The sequence below is a fragment of the Shewanella sp. c952 genome, from assembly GCF_019654975.1.
In the GTDB taxonomy this organism is placed as follows: Bacteria; Pseudomonadota; Gammaproteobacteria; order Enterobacterales; family Shewanellaceae; genus Shewanella.
In genome coordinates, this window is sequence record NZ_BPEW01000011.1 from 57,302 (window position 1) to 72,677 (window position 15,376).

Below are 15,376 nucleotides of genomic sequence, written 5' to 3' on the forward strand. Positions count from 1 at the left end.
TATTTTATAGCTGCAAATCGAAAACCCGTTGTCATGACAGTAATGAGGCTGAATATCGCTCTACTCAGCCTCAAATATACACACTTAGGCTGCCAATTCGTTATCAAGCGCGTTCCAACTTGGTAACCATGCTAATGCTTCGACTTCCGGCTCCATCGTCTCGCCGGCATCGATTTTTAAAAAATCGCCTAAGCGTTTAGCGCCCAACTCTTCAAATAAGCTCGCTAACTGCTCTGCAGCCCCACAAAACGTTTCATAGCTGGAATCACCTAGACCAATAATACCGAATTTGAGCTCCGGCAGATAAGGCGCTTTTGACTGCATATCATAAAACCATGATTGAATATCATCAGGTAGATCGCCCTGCCCTGTGGTAGAACATACCATTAACAGCAGCTCATCCTGAGGCGGTACAAAGCCGACAAGCTCATCACTTTGATATAAAACAGCTTCTCGTCCTAAATCAATTAAAGCCTGTTGCAGTGTTTCAGCAACGTATTGCGCACCACCGTAAACTGTTCCAAAAACTAGATTCACTTTTTTCATGTTTTACTTCGCCTAAAAGTCATTTAGTTATATCCTTAACATACTGTATCGATGAACATTGCCGCAAGCCCTGCCGCAATTAAAAGTCAATGTATGAGGATCAGCCGTAATGAAACACTCTTGCAGGCAAAAGCACCGAAAACATCTCAATCGTTCAGCACACATCAGAAGGATGTGCTATTTCCACACGGTACAGTGCTTAAAATCTTCAGTAACAACCAATGACAGCTTGCAGATTAATACCAGTAAATTAACTGACTCCTCTAAAGCACTTTCTTAGTCAGCAGCAATTTGAATAGCGTTGTTGGATCCCGACAGCGCTTCGTCATTCCAACCAAGCTCATCGAACAAGGTGAGCCACTCTTGCTCAAGTTCGGTTTCAACCGCGACTCTTTCACCTGTTCTTGGGTGATTAAAGCTGAGTTTTTTAGCAATTAGCCACAGTCTGTTTATGCCAAAGTGTTCTCTAAAGAATTTATTTTGCTTACCATCACCATGGGTTGTGTCGCCAAGAATTGGATGACGAAGGTGCGCCATATGGCGACGAAGTTGATGCTTGCGGCCAGTATGTGGTGATAGATGCACTAGCGCGTAACGACTGGTTGCATAGCGCCCAGATGCATAAGGTATTTCGCTGTTAAGTAGCGGTTTATAAGAAGTCACAGCATCCTGAGCCGCCTTATTAGGATCAACATCTTTATCCGCTACATCATCCAACTCCTCTTTAAGAGCATAGTCCAATGTCGCGGCGTCATGCATATTGCCACGCACTATCGCAAGGTACTCTTTATCAATCGAGTGAGAGGCGAACTGCTCACACAGAGCATTTGCCATTTCACTGCTTTTGGCAAATAACAAAATACCAGAAGTCGGTCTGTCTAGACGGTGCACAGGGAACACATGACAGCCAACTTTGTCACGAGTTAATTGCATCGCGAAAAAGCGCTCTCGCCTCGCCAAGTAGCTTCTATGAACCAGCAGGCCTGCTGGCTTATGAATAGCAACAACATCGTCATCTTCAAACAAAATCTCGATATGAGGAGCAACCTCTTCCGTTAGCAGTTGCTCTGCAACCGTTTCGCTATCAACTGTTTGTTTTGTTTCATCAGTCATTCAATAATCTCTTTTGTCACGCCGTTACTGCTTAGCAAGGAGTCTATAGCCTGGATTACACCAATTAACGTTTGGTACTTCGTTTCGCGTTGCCAAATATGCTGCGCCATTGGTGCAATGGATATTGCATTTGGCAGCGGTAAGTCACTGTCGAGCATAGTGTGCATCTTGGGTAAAAAAATAAACTGTAACCACTGCTCAAATGGCATCAAATCACATGCAAAAGGAGCGCTACTAGCCAAAGCTTCTTTTGTTGGTGACTCAATGCTCAATAAGTTTTGCGCTGCTAATTCCGCCTCTAATGCGACTAACAACTCTCGTGTTTTAACCGTTATCACAGATAAGGCTCCACAGAAATGTGTACGGGGCTATGCCTAGCATAGGAAATTTAGCTCGCGATGATACCATCTAGGTCGACTTATCCCTATAATACGCCCTAATTCACCGACACTCGATAACGATATGACAGAAATAACGACCCTCAGCCAATTCTTAAAAACCGCTAACACTCAGTTCCAAGTTTATGATTTGGGCCGTAGAGTACAACATATCGATATGATGGCTTTTCACCAGATAGAGGAACTGCTCACGCCGTACCCCTCCCCCATTCAAGGCCATGCACAGTTTGCTATCGTATTTTGGGATGCCAGCCAACAGCATTACATTTGGTTCATTAAGTTAGCATTGGATGAGCGCGGTTTGCTTTCACCAGCGCCAAGATTACAGTTCATCAAGATGATCATTGAAGCCTTAGGCAGAGATCCAACTCAACCTCTAACAGAGCAACAGCAAGAGCAACTGGCAAACCATCCATTTAACTTTAAGCCTACTCAAGAAAAATTAGCCGTATTTAACGCATTAGTGCGCAAACAACTTGGCGAAAAAGCATCAGCACAATATGAGTTTGCCTACCAATATATGTCAGGGCAACATCCTACAGACCAATGGCAAAACATAGGTATGCAGGGGATTGCTGATGTTTGCGTAAGAGCTAATGAACTTGACCATCAACAGCATATCAATGCCAGTTTTGAAAATGCAGCAACCGAAGTGCAAGTAGCGATGTGTCAGTGCCTAGAACATCTCAATATCGACGATAGTCTCGCCGCCCTCGTGTTTGATAAGCTTATTGCAGTATCAACAGAGCAACAAGCTTATCTGTTAAGAGCTCTTGCTTCACATACAGAGCAAAGTCAAAAAGCGATTGCACATCTAGATTCTATCGAAGGCTTGTCTGCCGACCTATTGATCACCATTGCAGCACGTAACTGGTCTGCATTAAAAGATGAGCAAACTCTCAGTATCTATCTAGAAGCGCTTGCGAAACAAGAACAACACTTCTTTAACCAGATTTTTGCTGATATTGTGGCTATACCATTAATTCGCACGCAACTGCTTACTCAACTGCGAAACCCGAACCGAAGTGCAGAACTTTCTGCAGCTATTGGCGGCCTATTTAAGGTAATGAAAGCATGATGACAGATTTCTTATTAATCGTAGCGGTAGTGGTTATCGCTGCATTTTTTTGGCAGTTAAGACAGATGGCTGAAATGAGCCGTATGTTTGCGACTAAAGAGTGCCAAAAACAGAAAGTACAATTGTTAGCGATTGCACAAGAAACCGCAAAGCCAAGTCTTGGTGGCAGCACCGGGCTGACTTGGAAAGTAAAATACCTATTTGAATTCAGCACCGATGGTATTAACCAATACAGTGGCAGCTTATGGATGCATGGCAAGAAAATTCAAAAAGTGCAGTGGCCTATTTTCCCTGAGCCAGAGTGGCACGATGCGCCAGAGTCCCGCGGTTCCGTTGGCGGTGGTTGCGGTGGTGGACGCGGTAAGAGTAATTGCAGTTCAGGTGGTTGTAAGTAACCCTACAACAAGGGGTTGCTAACCATTAAATGCTTTAGCATTTGGTTTATCACATATCCTTTTATATGAGCCAGTAGCGATACTGGCTCTTTTTATTTCTGATGAATATTGGCCCACATACCGCGCTGATACGATTTCTCTTCAATGAGTTAGGCGCTCCGACGGGGGAATTGGCGTTTTCTGTTAGTTTTGTAACTCACTTTTTCCACAAAGTTAGTTGACCCTCTATTAGTTTTATCAAGCTACGCTTGACCTAAGTCGTGGCGCTTCGCCCACACCCGAGCCAAGGGGCAAAGCGCTTGCGCCCCTTGACAATCCCCCAGCGCCCCAGGCGAAGTTGTCTCCCTCGTACTTATTTGAAATCACCTAGCGCTTCCGATGGGACATCCTGTCCCGCGAAAGCTATACCCACATCCGTGTGGGCACTACGATTATTTCTTCAACGTACTTCGGCAACTCCGATGGGGATTAGTGTGTTCTGTAAGTTTTTGAAACTAACTTTTGCCCCAAAGTTAGTTAACTTTAAGTTAAACGTGGATTACGTATTCTCATGTAGTCTGAAATAAAGCTGGATATTTACACAAGTATAAATAAAAGTGGGGGAAAACACCCATTATGGCGTAAATAAAGATGCCAAAAACTGTCCTGCTAGGCATCGATAATTTTTTAATTATTCACAAAACCTATAAAAATCATACTGATGGAAAATATAAAAAAGTGATACACGGACCCATTGAACACCCTAGGCTCTCTTTCTCCTCACTCAATAAGGCAGTTTATGTAGCCTGAACTTAGAAATTATCTATTTACAGCAATGCCTTAGCAGTGATAGTTTGTTAAAAAGTTAACGAGTTGCTAAGAACGTTATCGAGCGACTAATGAATAAGCTGTTAGAAGACTACGATGATATATGAACCTAAGGTGGTATTAATTGAATCACCATATAAATCAGACCGCTGCACGATAGTTGATGAAGTTAAATTGTCAGATAAAGGGTTAGATATTATTGTTGAGTCAAAGAATTGGAAAATCAAAGCCAATTTTGATGCCTCATGGGGCTTTAGAGTTCTTGATGAAGGTGACTTAGGTGAGTTTTGGTCTGAGTGCGACTTAACTAAAGGTTGGTGTTTTGAAGTTATCGAAGGTGGCTGGAACTCCCTAGAGAAAACGCGAGATCACTTCGTAACAGGTAAGCTTTATGAACCACATGAATACCTTATTATTGGTTTAAATGAGTGCGTATCCGTTCTCGCTCATGAGCCTCCAATGATTACTGAACTAGCGTCTTCTAACAAGTCGTTAAAGCAGGTCAAATAACAGTTGGTTTTGCTCCCGCGTCGCTTATTTTAGCCAACAATTATTTGCCTCTTAACGAGGCGTTACCGCATATCCGTTTGCCATACTTTCCCTAATGAAACTCAACACCCCAAGCGCTTTAACTCTAACAAGGTTTTGTCCAATAACGAGTTAATCATTAAAATGAGTTTGCCAGTTATTCATCTGTGTTGGGCTGTGCAAGCTTCTAAATCATCGATGATTTAGCAGAGCCTATAGGGATATATTCACGGCGACTTGCAAAGGCTCAATGCAGCTGAATAGCACTCGATTGATGAGTAAAGGGTAAATCCAGCATCGATTATTGAATCATAGCCAAAGAAAAAGCGCGGCCCCTGAGGGGACGCGCCTTCGCCTATCTCTTTGTAAGCTCATCCTGCTATTTTATGCTCCTTGCACCATCCATGCGTAACTTGGCTCCCTGCCCATCCATGTATCCTTTTTTCCTTGTATCTTTCGATACTCATCCCTATACCTTAGTAATCCATTTACTAAGCTTGCTCATCCTAAGCGTGTCCTACATCATCCTTAAGAGTCCATTCATTAACTATCCGTAGCATCCTACCTTCCGAGGTAGTAAACCTTCCATCCTGGATTGTTTAACCGCTCCTTGGTCGTTATGGCAATCATTCCTTGAAAGCCCGTCCATGATAGTTATCCATATTAAGTGCGAATCCTTCGTCACTTTTTAGATCTTCCTAATCTGTGAATCCTTTCCACATGCGTCCTTGCACAATCAAATAATAATTCAAAATCGAACAAATGTTAGCTAACGATCGGTAATTTAACATTCGTTCACATTGGATACACACCAACAATAAACGCTAAGTGCCTGATTAATACATCAATTCCTATCAAGTATGCTAAATAACGGCAACTTAAAGCCCTTATTTCGCACGAGGCTGTAAGAGATCTCTCACATGGAACCGAGCAAATCATCAAACCATATGTTTAACTAAAAGAAAGGGCGCACCTTTCGGTGCGCCCAGATCTAGCTTCTTTTAGCTTTCCCGCTATATATGTGCTCCCTGCATCATCCTTGCTTAACGTGCATCCTGCATCTTCCTTGTAAGTCCCTTTATATCCTTGTACACATGGTACAAAATCCATTTATTAGCTTATCCTAAGCTAAATTCCTCTTCCTGAGGTTGTCCTAGTTGCTTCCTGCAAATTCCTAACTCGTTAATAAGCATACGGTTAATAACCAAGCTCTATAGTGGCGATGACTAATCAAGCATCACCAATACTAAACTAACTTATCCTTAAGTTAGTGGCTTAACATACTTATTGACTCTATAACCAAATATAACAATCGACACTGATACGGCTACTCATATCGAGTAAAACCACAGCGGTATCTCTCGCGATTTCTTAAGTTAAGTATATCTACTCATTAAGCGAAAAAAGCGCGTTCACTATCAACCTTCAAAGTTGTAACATTATTGTAGCAAACAGATCTGTTCGTAATCGTATGATTTAAATGAAATAAGTTTGAAATAAGAGCGGCTATCAACAATAAATTCATTTAATATCCCACAGTAAAGTAAGAGATCTCTTACAGCAATGAGAAACTAAACGGAGATCACAGTTTAATTTTTCCACGGATAGCAGCAAAATACATAACCCAATCAGCCAGTAAGCTATACAAAGGGTACTCAAATGTCGCAGGCCTATTTTTTTCAAACACAAAATGCCCGAGCCAGGCAAATCCGTAACCTATAACTGGAAGCAACAAAAGTAGTAGCCATTGGCCTGAGTAGAGTACAATCGCCAGCATTAAAATAACCAGAGAACTACCGACATAATGCAGAGTTCGGCAAATATTATTTTGATGCTGCGAAAGATAGAAGGGATAAAACTCCGCAAAACTATTAAACCGCTTACTCATTGTTTTGGCCTCGATAGAACATCAGCTCTCCAGCCACGTTGCCTATCGCTAGCTCCTCTAGTTTTTCAAAGCCATGGCTTGCGAATAACCTGTTATGGGCAGGATCACTAACAAATACACCAATACCATCAAGATGCGGTTGTTCATCACACCAACTTAATACCGTTTTAACAAGCTGGCTTCCGTAGCCTTTACCCTGCTCATTCGTTGAAACAGCAATAAATTGGATTATTCCACAGTTAGCATTTGGTAAGCTTTCCACTATCTGATGCTCTTTTTTGATCCAAGCCTGAGTTGATTGCCAGCCAGCACTAATCAGCATTTTTAAACGCCAATGCCAGTAACGCGCCTCACCAAGGGCTACTTGTTGAGTTGCAATGCATGCAACTCCAATGAGTCGTTCATCTGAAAATATACCTATTAATCCCTGCTCTTGTTGCCACAGTTCATTTAACTCTTCACGAATTGCACCGCGTAATTTTTGCTCATACTGTGCAGTATCATTGCGATATAGAGCGTCCATAAAGAAAGGGTCATCGTGATATGCGTTATAAAGAATTGAAGCGGCGACTCTTAAGTCTTCAGCTGTTAGATATACAGCTCGGCACTCTTCCATGGCTTGATTTTCCATTGTTATTTTCCTTGATCGAGATCACACAATACCAATGTATCAAGCTTTACGAAAAGTGCAATTATTAATCAAAGCAAACAATAGCAGCCGCTCTTTAGCGCTAATACTTTAGCTTTTCGTGATAAAACTGTGACTAGGACTGTAGACCTTTTGAGCTTAGTTTTTGTTCGTATTCAATGCTTTTAGGGCAAGGCTTGAGCGATGATGTTTAGCTCGCAAAGTGAAAAGCTCGTAATGCAGCGATTAGAAACAGCAGATATATGAGGTTTGAGCCATACTATAGCCAAGCACTTTTCAGCGGAGATAACGGCATGGATACCACCCAGGGGGATCTTGAACATTTATTTCAGCAATTAGGTTTACAAAGTGATGCTAATTCCATTGAGGGATTTGTTAGAAAGCATCAATTATCAGAGGGGCTGCTTATTCAACAAGCTGGCTTTTGGAGCGAATCACAACGACATTTTTTGGCAGAAGCATTGGCAGAAGATGCCCAGTGGTCTGATGTTATTGACCATCTGGACACCTTATTAAGAAAGTAATTTGGCGGGAGTAACGCTTAAATTTTGCTGTAAGCCATCTCACCCCAGCCGACGACTGCGTTATTACTAATGACGACAGGAGTACATTCGTCTTTAGTCGTTTTACCGTCACCTTTTAAACGTTGAGTTCGGTAAAATAGTACATGTACTTCTTTATCTTGCTGAATATAGGCTTCATTAAAATCTGCTGTGCCCATAAGCGTGGTCACTTGATCTTTAGACATACCCAAGGAGATCTTAGCTAGATTGCCACGGTTAGTTTCTTGTGTTTTTTGCCAAGAACCATTGTTATCCCAATCTGATTCACCATCACCAACATTGATCACACAGCCAGTTAGCCCTATGCTTGCAATCCCAAAAAACGCTAAACTTAGTAGTTTTTTTCTCACTTTAACTTCCTGTATTTATTTTGATTTTATAAACTTCAATAAGCAAACAGTGTGCCAATAGTTAAGTTCATGTTTTAATGGGATTTAGCTAATTCATGTTTATCCTTTAAACTAAATAGACTATCAAGAGTAAGGAATTTCACCAACGATGAGCCCACTAGACCAAGTACTCTACGCCGCAAAACAGCTTAGCGATGCAGGTAAAAACCCTACTCTAGCGTTAATAAAAACCAAATTAGGGATCAGCGTTGCGATGCCAACCTTGATCCAAGGTCTACAACAGTACAAATCGATGAGTGATGCTGACAAAGCCAGTATCAAAACAACAGCGCAAATCAATGCTGCCGCACAAGAAAATCTGCAGCAGCAATCAGTTGACGATCAACATAGAGTGGAAAAATTGGAGCAAGAGCTTGTGCTACTTAAGAAAGAGCTAAAAGCTGTAACGCAAAGATTGACCATACTTGAATCGGCAGCCAAAAAAAACAGTGAGAAATAAAGATAATGCACGTCGTTGAATTAAGATTTGAATGTTTTGACAACACCACTATCACAGCAGCAGAAAAAGCAATTAATGGGTTACTAGAGGCTTACCGCGCTAATGGTCAAATACTTGGCCGTGAATTTGCTGTTGCCTTTAATGAAGGTGAGTTTAAAGCTCGCTTGTTAACCCCGGAGAAAAGCAGTCTTGCTAAACGTTTTAACAGTCCATGGGTTGAAAAAACACTCACGGAACTCACTGATGCTAAATTACTGGCCCCACGTGAAAAGTATGTTGGTCAGGATATTAATTCAGAGGTTTCAAGCCAAGAAACGCCAAGCTGGCAGCTACTTTATACCAGCTACGTGCATATGTGCTCACCGCTGAGAAATGGCGACACACTGCAGCCTATACCACTTTATCAAATACCGGCCACAGCCAATGGCGATCATAAACGCATGATCCGCTGGCAGACCGAGTGGCAAGCATGTGATGAACTACAGATGGCAGCAGCGACAAAAGCAGAATTCGCAGCACTAGAAGAGTTAACGAGCCATCAGAGCGATCTGTTTAGACGAGGCTGGGATCTGCGCGGCAGAGTTGAGTATCTAACCAAGATCCCAACTTACTATTATCTCTATCGCGTTGGCGGTGAAAGTCTCGCCAATGAGAAAAAACGTTGTTGTCCAAAATGTGGCAGTAATCAATGGCTGCTTGATGAGCCATTATTGGATATGTTCCATTTTCGCTGCGACACATGCCGCATCGTATCGAATATCTCTTGGGATCATCTGTAATAACATTCAATAAAAAGCCTGAATAAACACGTTATTCAGGCTTTTTTATTGAAGCAAGGGATTACTTACCCAGCAAATTACGCCACATAATCTTCATTCGCTGCCAGATCCCTGGATGATCATAGGCAGGTATCACTTCCTCCACCAGTTTAACCGGTGGAGTGACACGCGGGCTAATCTCGCTGATAAAGCTATTTAAAGAGTCCGCTAGCTTAACACTTTGAGCTTGGCCTGCAATTTCTACCCATACACTACCATCACTATTATTTACCGTGATCATCTTGTCTTCATCATCAAACACACCGATAAACCAAGTAGGATCCTGCTTAAGCTTCTTTTTCATCATCAAGTGGCCAATCACATTTTGCTGCAGATGCTCAAAATCACTTTGACTCCAAGCTTGCAGCAGCTCACCAGTGCCCCACTGTGAGTCAAACATCAGTGATGCGGCAAAATGAGAGCCATAAAAGGCATTAATATCGTCATGTAAAGACAGCTCTAGCGCATGCTCAACATTATCAAATCGTCCGGTATCGACTCGAACAACGCTCTTCCACTGCAGCGCCTCTTCTGTTTCAACGTCAACATCACCCACAATACACTCTGACGCCTGTTGCTGCGCATAGTAACGAGGATGCTCACCTAATATATCGAGGTAAGCGTGTTGATAGTCGTTTAAAAAAATATCCAGAGCAGGTAAAGAAGACACTTAAGCCGATCCCAAAATCAGTTATAATAAGGGTCTATTTTGACATGGAAACCGTATTGATGACAAAACATCATGATCCCTATAGTGACGCACCCGAACTTTCACAACTTACATTAGGGAAGTCGACTGGCTATCAAGAGCAGTATGATGCATCTTTGCTGCAGGGTGTGCCGCGTAAATTAAACCGTGATGCTATTGGCCTTACTGATGATTTACCCTTTCATGGCTGTGATATTTGGACTGGCTACGAGCTTTCTTGGTTAAATGCCAAAGGCAAGCCAATGGTCGCTATTGCAGAGTTCAGTTTGGATTACCAAAGCGCTAACTTAATTGAATCAAAGTCATTTAAGTTGTATTTAAACAGCTTCAATCAAACTAAATTTGATGATGTAAAAGCCGTTCAAGCGACCTTGAGCCGCGATCTATGTGAATGTGCACAGGGTGATGTCAGTGTTAAAGTCATCGAGCCTAAGCAATTTAGCCACCAACGTATTGTTGACCTGCCAGGAACCTGTATTGATGATCTCGATATTGAAGTCGATGACTATCGTTTTAATCCTGACTATTTAGTCGACAGTGTTGATGAAAAAGTGATGGTCGCTGAGACACTGACCTCCAACCTGCTTAAGTCAAACTGCCTAATCACCTCTCAACCCGATTGGGGCACGGTAATGATCCGTTATCAAGGACCTAAAATTGATCGAGAAAAACTACTGCGCTACTTGATCTCATTTAGGCAGCACAATGAGTTTCATGAGCAGTGCGTCGAGCGAATTTTTGTTGATCTGAAACATTTCTGCCAATGTGCAAAGCTAACGGTTTACGCACGATATACTCGCCGTGGCGGCTTAGATATCAACCCCTATCGCAGTGATTTTGAAAACCCTGCCGACAATCATCGTCTAGCCAGACAGTAAATTGTCTCTAAACAAAAACCGAGCTTTATTTTGACCTCGGTTTTTTTATAGCTCTAATGTTTGGACAAGTTCTGTTAACTGCTCTCGTAACCAAGCATTAGCACTATTTCGCTGCAGCTTTTTACTCCAAATCAAATGATATTCGATCGGCCTTGTTTCAAAAGGTAGCGGATATTGCACCAAATTAAATAGCTGCGCATATTCTTTAAGGTAACGAGAAGATCCCACGGAGATAGCATCAGTTTTAGATGTCGTCGCCAACATACTTAATAGCGAAGATTGCTCACTATAGGTTTTACGTTGCGGTAGAACCGTTTCACTATACAGCTCGGTAATAGCAAGATTTGAACGGCGCATCTTAAACACCACATGCTTCTCAGAGAAGTACGCTTCAGAGCTCAACTTATCTTGTATTCTCGGGTGATCTTTTCTCGCGACACATACCAATTTATCACGCATTAACGGGCTAAGACTTAATGAAGATGGTATTTGGCTCATGACATCTATCGCCAGATCGACTCGTTCAAATTGCAGGTCTGACTGAAGTAGCTCCTCATTCGACGGCGGCTCCTTAAAAACAATGTCGACTGCAAGCCCAGCGGTTAATTTATCGATTGGCGATTGTAATAGCTGCATGATGACTTCATTGGCATACACCTGAAACTGTCGTGAGTGCCGTTTAGGGTCAAATCGATCCATCGCAGCGACTACATCATCAATAGCATTAAAGTGACTATCTAGCTGATGATACAAGTTATGCCCAGCAGAAGTCGCCTCCACCCCACGACCGACCCGAATAAACAGTTCATCGCCAAGCTGTTTTTTCAAACGGCTTATCGCATTACTCACCGAAGATTGCGTTAAGTCGAGTTGTTCGGCAGCTCGGCTAAATGAACCACAGCGATACACAGCAAGAAATACCGGAAATAGATTCAGGTCAAATTGGTTAGTTTGCGGCATTGGGCTCAATACTATTTACACAGTGAATACTAAATTACAATCTAGCTATAATTACTAAATAATACAAGCGATCTACACTAGCCTCAATTCAATTTGTATTGACTCGGTTCTAGCTCAAATCATGTTTAGAGCCCTTTTTGAGGAAACACCATGAAACTTTCAACCCTTGCTCTTGCCATTATAAGCACTGTCACACTAGGTTTTTCATCGACGACTATCGCCGCTCAGCATGAACACGATCACATTACCGTTCACTATGAAGGCAAGGGCGCGACCCAGCACACAGCAGAGCATAACCAAGCTATTGCTGAAACGCTTAACTTTGCTGACACCAAGGCTTTTGAGCAATCCTCAAAAAACCTTGTTGCAAAGTTTGATCAAGCGACTGCCGATATACTTAGGGCTGAGTTTGCTTTTATCAGCGAGCAAACACCCGATTCGGTTAACCCATCACTTTATCGCCAAGCGCAGCTAAATATGGTGCCAAATGGCTTATACAAAGTGTCTGATGGGATCTATCAAGTACGTGGCACAGACTTATCCAACTTAACCTTAATAAAGGGTAAAACAGGCTGGATCGCCTACGATGTGTTGCTCACAAAGGAAGCCTCAAAAGCATCTCTTAGCTTTGCACTTAAAAACCTACCTGAAGGCAGCGACTTGCCGGTTGTAGCAATGATTTACTCTCACAGCCACGCCGATCACTTTGGTGGTGCCCGTGGTATTCAAGAGATGTTCCCTGACGTCAAAGTCTATGGCTCACACAACATCACTAAAGAGATAGTTGATGAAAACGTGCTTGCTGGTAATGCTATGAGCCGCCGTGCAGCTTATCAATATGGTGCTACGTTAGGTAAGCATAACCACGGAATTGTTGATGCTGCTCTCGGTAAAGGTCTCTCAAAAGGCGAGATCACTTATGTGGCTCCAGATTACACCTTAAACGGTAAAGGAAAATGGGAAACCATTGAAATCGATGGCCTAGAAATGGTGTTTATGGATGCCTCAGGCACCGAAGCTGAATCAGAAATGATCACTTATATTCCGTCTAAAAAGGCACTTTGGACCGGTGAACTGACATATCAGGGAATGCACAATATTTACACGCTACGCGGCGCAAAAGTACGTGACGCGTTAAAATGGTCGAAGGATATCAACGAGATGATCGGTGCTTTTGGCACTGATGTTGAAATACTGTTTGCCTCTCATTCAGCGCCAGTTTGGGGCAATAAGGATATTAACCAGTTCTTGCGTCTGCAACGTGACAACTATGGTTTGGTTCACAACCAAACTCTTAGGTTGGCTAATAATGGCGTAGGGATCCAAGACATTGGTGATGCAATTCAAGACACTATTCCAGAAACCGTATACAAGGCTTGGCATACCAATGGTTATCACGGCACCTATAGTCATAATGCCAAGGCGGTTTATAACAAATACTTGGGTTATTTCGATATGAACCCAGCTAACTTAAACCCATTACCGACAAAGCTCGAATCAGCTAAATTTGTCGAATACATGGGTGGTGCCGATGAGGCTTTAAAGCGCGCTAAAGCAGACTTTGCTCAGGGTGAGTATCGCTTTGTCGCTACAGCGCTAAACAAAGTCGTAATGGCAGATCCGAGTAACGATACCGCGCGGCAACTATTGGCTGATACCTATGAGCAGCTAGGCTATCAATCAGAAGGTGCAGGCTGGAGAAATATCTACTTAACTGGCGCACAAGAATTGCGCGTTGGTATTCAGAAAGGCGCGCCTAAAACCGCTTCGGCTGATGTGATCAGTGAAATGGATATGCCAACCTTGTTCGACTTTTTGGCCGTCAAAATCGATAGCCAGCAAGCCGCTAAGCACGGCTTAGTGAAAATGAACATCATCACGCCAGATACCAAACAAGTGCTCTACATTGAGCTTAGTAACGGCAACTTGAGCAACAATCTGGTTGACAATGAGCAAACTGCAGACGCTAATCTTATTGTTAACAAGGCTGACGTTACCCAAATTTTACTCGGGAAGACTACTCTTAAAGCCTTGCTAGCATCGGGTGATGCTAAAATTACTGGCGACAAAACAGCCTTTAGCAAGATAGCAGGCAGTATGGTGGAGTTTGATCCAGCATTTGAAATAGTTCCAACACCAAAATCATAAACGCTTAACCATAAGCTAGCACGAACAAAGGGACGCTCTATGCGTCCCTTTTCTATTGTTGCTGGTTATGAATAAGCTAAAACCAATGTGTTAATACTGCTCATCTGCGCCTGATACTCAATAGAGTCTGCGGCAATAGCCTGTCCATCTATACTAATCGCAAAGCGGTATTCGTCATTCAAATGACCTAAAGCGCAGTGCCAAGTATCAGCTTCACTCGCTGACATGACGTTAGGATGAGTCACACCCGTAGGCTTATCAGCGCCAAGTTCCTTGTTATCACTCTTTGATTCTTGCTCTGCAAAAAGTTGCAAACCAACTTGCTGCTTAAACAGCATCTGCTCAGTAAAGCCTGTTTGTTGTAACTCTGGCGGCGTATTTTCGCTCGACTGCAAAATTAAAGTGCTTTGCTTCATAACAGAGAGATCAAACCCAAATGATTTTAACGACAACGCTAAGCCTAAGCCCTTGGCTTTAATATAGGACTCTTTCAGTGCCCAAAGATCAAAAAATCGATCACGTTGCAGCTCACAAGGTAGTGCAAGCAGCGCCGCGGTTTCTGGCTCAGAAAAGTAATGATTTAGTATGGAATCAATATTGGTGCGACTGCGGCAACGCTCTATATCAACACCCAGCTCCAACGGCAGCATCCCCAGCGGTTGCTGGTAAATAGCCAGCAACAACCAGTCGCCACTATGGCTTAAATTAAAATCGATACCACTGAGTGCAAATTGCGCCGGCGTTAAACGCGGCTTGCCCTTTTCACCGTATTCAAATTGCCATTCGTTTGGTTTAAGTGTGCCATGCTGCGATAATATAGCCCGTAAATAGCCGCGCACCATTAACCCCTGCACTTGAGCTGATGGCTGGATATAGCGATCCACTTTATTAATCTCGTCTTGAGGTAACCACGAACGAATAGTTATCGCCACTTTATCGTCCAGAGACGATGGCAATAGCGGGCAAAAATAGAGTTTGATACTCGATGACGAAGAGATTAGCAGTGGCAAGGCGAACTCGAAACAGTGGCTTATTACACTTATTGTGGC

Annotated in this window: 17 protein-coding genes; 8 read left to right on the top strand and 9 right to left on the bottom strand. The window is 42.7% G+C overall.

Annotated features, from left to right (window positions below; translation table 11 throughout):
- Positions 1 to 84 precede the first annotated feature (84 nt).
- The 3 genes from K5R16_RS09880 to K5R16_RS09890 form a co-directional block, all read right to left on the bottom strand.
- The gene (locus tag K5R16_RS09880; RefSeq protein ID WP_020913568.1) at positions 85 to 546 is read right to left on the bottom strand and encodes a flavodoxin; all 462 of its coding nucleotides are present in this window, start codon (positions 544 to 546) and stop codon (positions 85 to 87) included.
- Between the two features lie 276 nt (positions 547 to 822).
- Positions 823 to 1,659 carry a tRNA pseudouridine(65) synthase TruC gene (truC, locus tag K5R16_RS09885; RefSeq protein WP_220737394.1) on the bottom strand — a complete coding sequence of 279 codons (837 nt, stop codon included), beginning with the start codon at positions 1,657 to 1,659 and terminating at the stop codon, positions 823 to 825.
- The gene (locus K5R16_RS09890) at positions 1,656 to 1,997 is read right to left on the bottom strand and encodes a YqcC family protein (RefSeq protein WP_220737395.1); all 342 of its coding nucleotides are present in this window, start codon (positions 1,995 to 1,997) and stop codon (positions 1,656 to 1,658) included. The genes truC and K5R16_RS09890 overlap by 4 nt, the downstream gene beginning before the upstream one ends.
- Before the next feature lie 124 nt (positions 1,998 to 2,121).
- Between K5R16_RS09890 and K5R16_RS09895 the strand changes: the two genes are divergently transcribed.
- The 3 genes from K5R16_RS09895 to K5R16_RS09905 all read left to right on the top strand — a co-directional run bounded on the left by K5R16_RS09895 (position 2,122) and on the right by K5R16_RS09905 (position 4,847).
- Complete coding sequence (locus K5R16_RS09895) at positions 2,122 to 3,135, top strand: DUF3549 family protein (RefSeq protein WP_220737396.1); 1,014 nt, start codon at positions 2,122 to 2,124, stop codon at positions 3,133 to 3,135.
- The gene (locus K5R16_RS09900) at positions 3,132 to 3,530 is read left to right on the top strand and encodes a DUF3301 domain-containing protein (RefSeq protein WP_220737397.1); all 399 of its coding nucleotides are present in this window, start codon (positions 3,132 to 3,134) and stop codon (positions 3,528 to 3,530) included. The genes K5R16_RS09895 and K5R16_RS09900 overlap by 4 nt, the downstream gene beginning before the upstream one ends.
- 903 nt (positions 3,531 to 4,433) lie before the next feature.
- The gene (locus K5R16_RS09905; RefSeq protein ID WP_220737398.1) at positions 4,434 to 4,847 is read left to right on the top strand and encodes a hypothetical protein; all 414 of its coding nucleotides are present in this window, start codon (positions 4,434 to 4,436) and stop codon (positions 4,845 to 4,847) included.
- A gap of 1,600 nt (positions 4,848 to 6,447) precedes the next feature.
- On the opposite strand, the gene K5R16_RS09910 is transcribed toward K5R16_RS09905, so the two are convergent.
- Together K5R16_RS09910 and K5R16_RS09915 are read right to left on the bottom strand one after the other, a co-directional pair.
- Positions 6,448 to 6,753 (bottom strand): DUF962 domain-containing protein, encoded by a 306-nt coding sequence (locus tag K5R16_RS09910; RefSeq protein WP_220737399.1) that lies wholly within the window; start codon positions 6,751 to 6,753, stop codon positions 6,448 to 6,450.
- Positions 6,746 to 7,384 (bottom strand): GNAT family N-acetyltransferase, encoded by a 639-nt coding sequence (locus K5R16_RS09915; RefSeq protein ID WP_220737400.1) that lies wholly within the window; start codon positions 7,382 to 7,384, stop codon positions 6,746 to 6,748. Before K5R16_RS09915 ends, K5R16_RS09910 begins: the two co-directional genes overlap by 8 nt.
- A gap of 311 nt (positions 7,385 to 7,695) precedes the next feature.
- On the opposite strand from K5R16_RS09915, the gene K5R16_RS09920 reads away from it, so the two are divergent.
- Positions 7,696 to 7,926, top strand: coding sequence for a DUF2789 domain-containing protein (locus K5R16_RS09920; RefSeq protein WP_220737401.1), 231 nt, complete (start codon positions 7,696 to 7,698; stop codon positions 7,924 to 7,926).
- 17 nt (positions 7,927 to 7,943) lie between these two features.
- On the opposite strand, the gene K5R16_RS09925 is transcribed toward K5R16_RS09920, so the two are convergent.
- The gene (locus tag K5R16_RS09925) at positions 7,944 to 8,315 is read right to left on the bottom strand and encodes a DUF3192 domain-containing protein (RefSeq protein WP_374758389.1); all 372 of its coding nucleotides are present in this window, start codon (positions 8,313 to 8,315) and stop codon (positions 7,944 to 7,946) included.
- A gap of 148 nt (positions 8,316 to 8,463) precedes the next feature.
- Between K5R16_RS09925 and K5R16_RS09930 the strand changes: the two genes are divergently transcribed.
- Both K5R16_RS09930 and K5R16_RS09935 read left to right on the top strand, forming a co-directional pair.
- Positions 8,464 to 8,814: a hypothetical protein gene (locus K5R16_RS09930; RefSeq protein WP_220737402.1), complete on the top strand. Its 351-nt coding sequence runs from the start codon at positions 8,464 to 8,466 to the stop codon at positions 8,812 to 8,814.
- 5 nt (positions 8,815 to 8,819) lie between these two features.
- The gene (locus K5R16_RS09935; protein WP_220737403.1) at positions 8,820 to 9,593 is read left to right on the top strand and encodes a Zn-ribbon-containing protein; all 774 of its coding nucleotides are present in this window, start codon (positions 8,820 to 8,822) and stop codon (positions 9,591 to 9,593) included.
- Positions 9,594 to 9,654: 61 nt separating this feature from the next.
- On the opposite strand, the gene syd is transcribed toward K5R16_RS09935, so the two are convergent.
- Positions 9,655 to 10,302, bottom strand: coding sequence for a SecY-interacting protein (syd, locus tag K5R16_RS09940; RefSeq protein WP_220737404.1), 648 nt, complete (start codon positions 10,300 to 10,302; stop codon positions 9,655 to 9,657).
- A 59-nt stretch (positions 10,303 to 10,361) separates the two neighbouring features.
- Here syd and queF point away from each other — a divergent pair, with 59 nt between their 5' ends.
- Positions 10,362 to 11,219 carry an NADPH-dependent 7-cyano-7-deazaguanine reductase QueF gene (queF, locus tag K5R16_RS09945; protein WP_220737405.1) on the top strand — a complete coding sequence of 286 codons (858 nt, stop codon included), beginning with the start codon at positions 10,362 to 10,364 and terminating at the stop codon, positions 11,217 to 11,219.
- 45 nt (positions 11,220 to 11,264) lie between these two features.
- On the opposite strand, the gene K5R16_RS09950 is transcribed toward queF, so the two are convergent.
- Positions 11,265 to 12,179 carry a LysR family transcriptional regulator gene (locus tag K5R16_RS09950; RefSeq protein ID WP_220737406.1) on the bottom strand — a complete coding sequence of 305 codons (915 nt, stop codon included), beginning with the start codon at positions 12,177 to 12,179 and terminating at the stop codon, positions 11,265 to 11,267.
- Between the two features lie 150 nt (positions 12,180 to 12,329).
- Here K5R16_RS09950 and K5R16_RS09955 point away from each other — a divergent pair, with 150 nt between their 5' ends.
- Positions 12,330 to 14,327 carry an alkyl/aryl-sulfatase gene (locus K5R16_RS09955; RefSeq protein ID WP_220737407.1) on the top strand — a complete coding sequence of 666 codons (1,998 nt, stop codon included), beginning with the start codon at positions 12,330 to 12,332 and terminating at the stop codon, positions 14,325 to 14,327.
- 65 nt (positions 14,328 to 14,392) lie between these two features.
- On the opposite strand, the gene K5R16_RS09960 is transcribed toward K5R16_RS09955, so the two are convergent.
- The gene (locus tag K5R16_RS09960) at positions 14,393 to 15,325 is read right to left on the bottom strand and encodes a 4'-phosphopantetheinyl transferase superfamily protein (protein WP_374758391.1); all 933 of its coding nucleotides are present in this window, start codon (positions 15,323 to 15,325) and stop codon (positions 14,393 to 14,395) included.
- Positions 15,326 to 15,376 lie beyond the last annotated feature (51 nt).

What these genes read in the sequence shown, in the direction of transcription:
- K5R16_RS09920 (WP_220737401.1), top strand. Translation starts at nt 7,696, where the DNA reads ATGGATACCACCCAGGGGGATCTTGAACATTTATTTCAGCAATTAGGT.
- K5R16_RS09915 (WP_220737400.1), bottom strand. Translation starts at nt 7,384, where the DNA reads ATGGAAAATCAAGCCATGGAAGAGTGCCGAGCTGTATATCTAACAGCT.
- K5R16_RS09895 (WP_220737396.1), top strand. Translation starts at nt 2,122, where the DNA reads ATGACAGAAATAACGACCCTCAGCCAATTCTTAAAAACCGCTAACACT.
- queF (WP_220737405.1), top strand. Translation starts at nt 10,362, where the DNA reads ATGACAAAACATCATGATCCCTATAGTGACGCACCCGAACTTTCACAA.
- K5R16_RS09900 (WP_220737397.1), top strand. Translation starts at nt 3,132, where the DNA reads ATGATGACAGATTTCTTATTAATCGTAGCGGTAGTGGTTATCGCTGCA.
- K5R16_RS09910 (WP_220737399.1), bottom strand. Translation starts at nt 6,753, where the DNA reads ATGAGTAAGCGGTTTAATAGTTTTGCGGAGTTTTATCCCTTCTATCTT.
- K5R16_RS09905 (WP_220737398.1), top strand. Translation starts at nt 4,434, where the DNA reads ATGATATATGAACCTAAGGTGGTATTAATTGAATCACCATATAAATCA.
- K5R16_RS09880 (WP_020913568.1), bottom strand. Translation starts at nt 546, where the DNA reads ATGAAAAAAGTGAATCTAGTTTTTGGAACAGTTTACGGTGGTGCGCAA.
- truC (WP_220737394.1), bottom strand. Translation starts at nt 1,659, where the DNA reads ATGACTGATGAAACAAAACAAACAGTTGATAGCGAAACGGTTGCAGAG.
- K5R16_RS09935 (WP_220737403.1), top strand. Translation starts at nt 8,820, where the DNA reads ATGCACGTCGTTGAATTAAGATTTGAATGTTTTGACAACACCACTATC.
- K5R16_RS09930 (WP_220737402.1), top strand. Translation starts at nt 8,464, where the DNA reads ATGAGCCCACTAGACCAAGTACTCTACGCCGCAAAACAGCTTAGCGAT.
- K5R16_RS09950 (WP_220737406.1), bottom strand. Translation starts at nt 12,179, where the DNA reads ATGCCGCAAACTAACCAATTTGACCTGAATCTATTTCCGGTATTTCTT.
- K5R16_RS09955 (WP_220737407.1), top strand. Translation starts at nt 12,330, where the DNA reads ATGAAACTTTCAACCCTTGCTCTTGCCATTATAAGCACTGTCACACTA.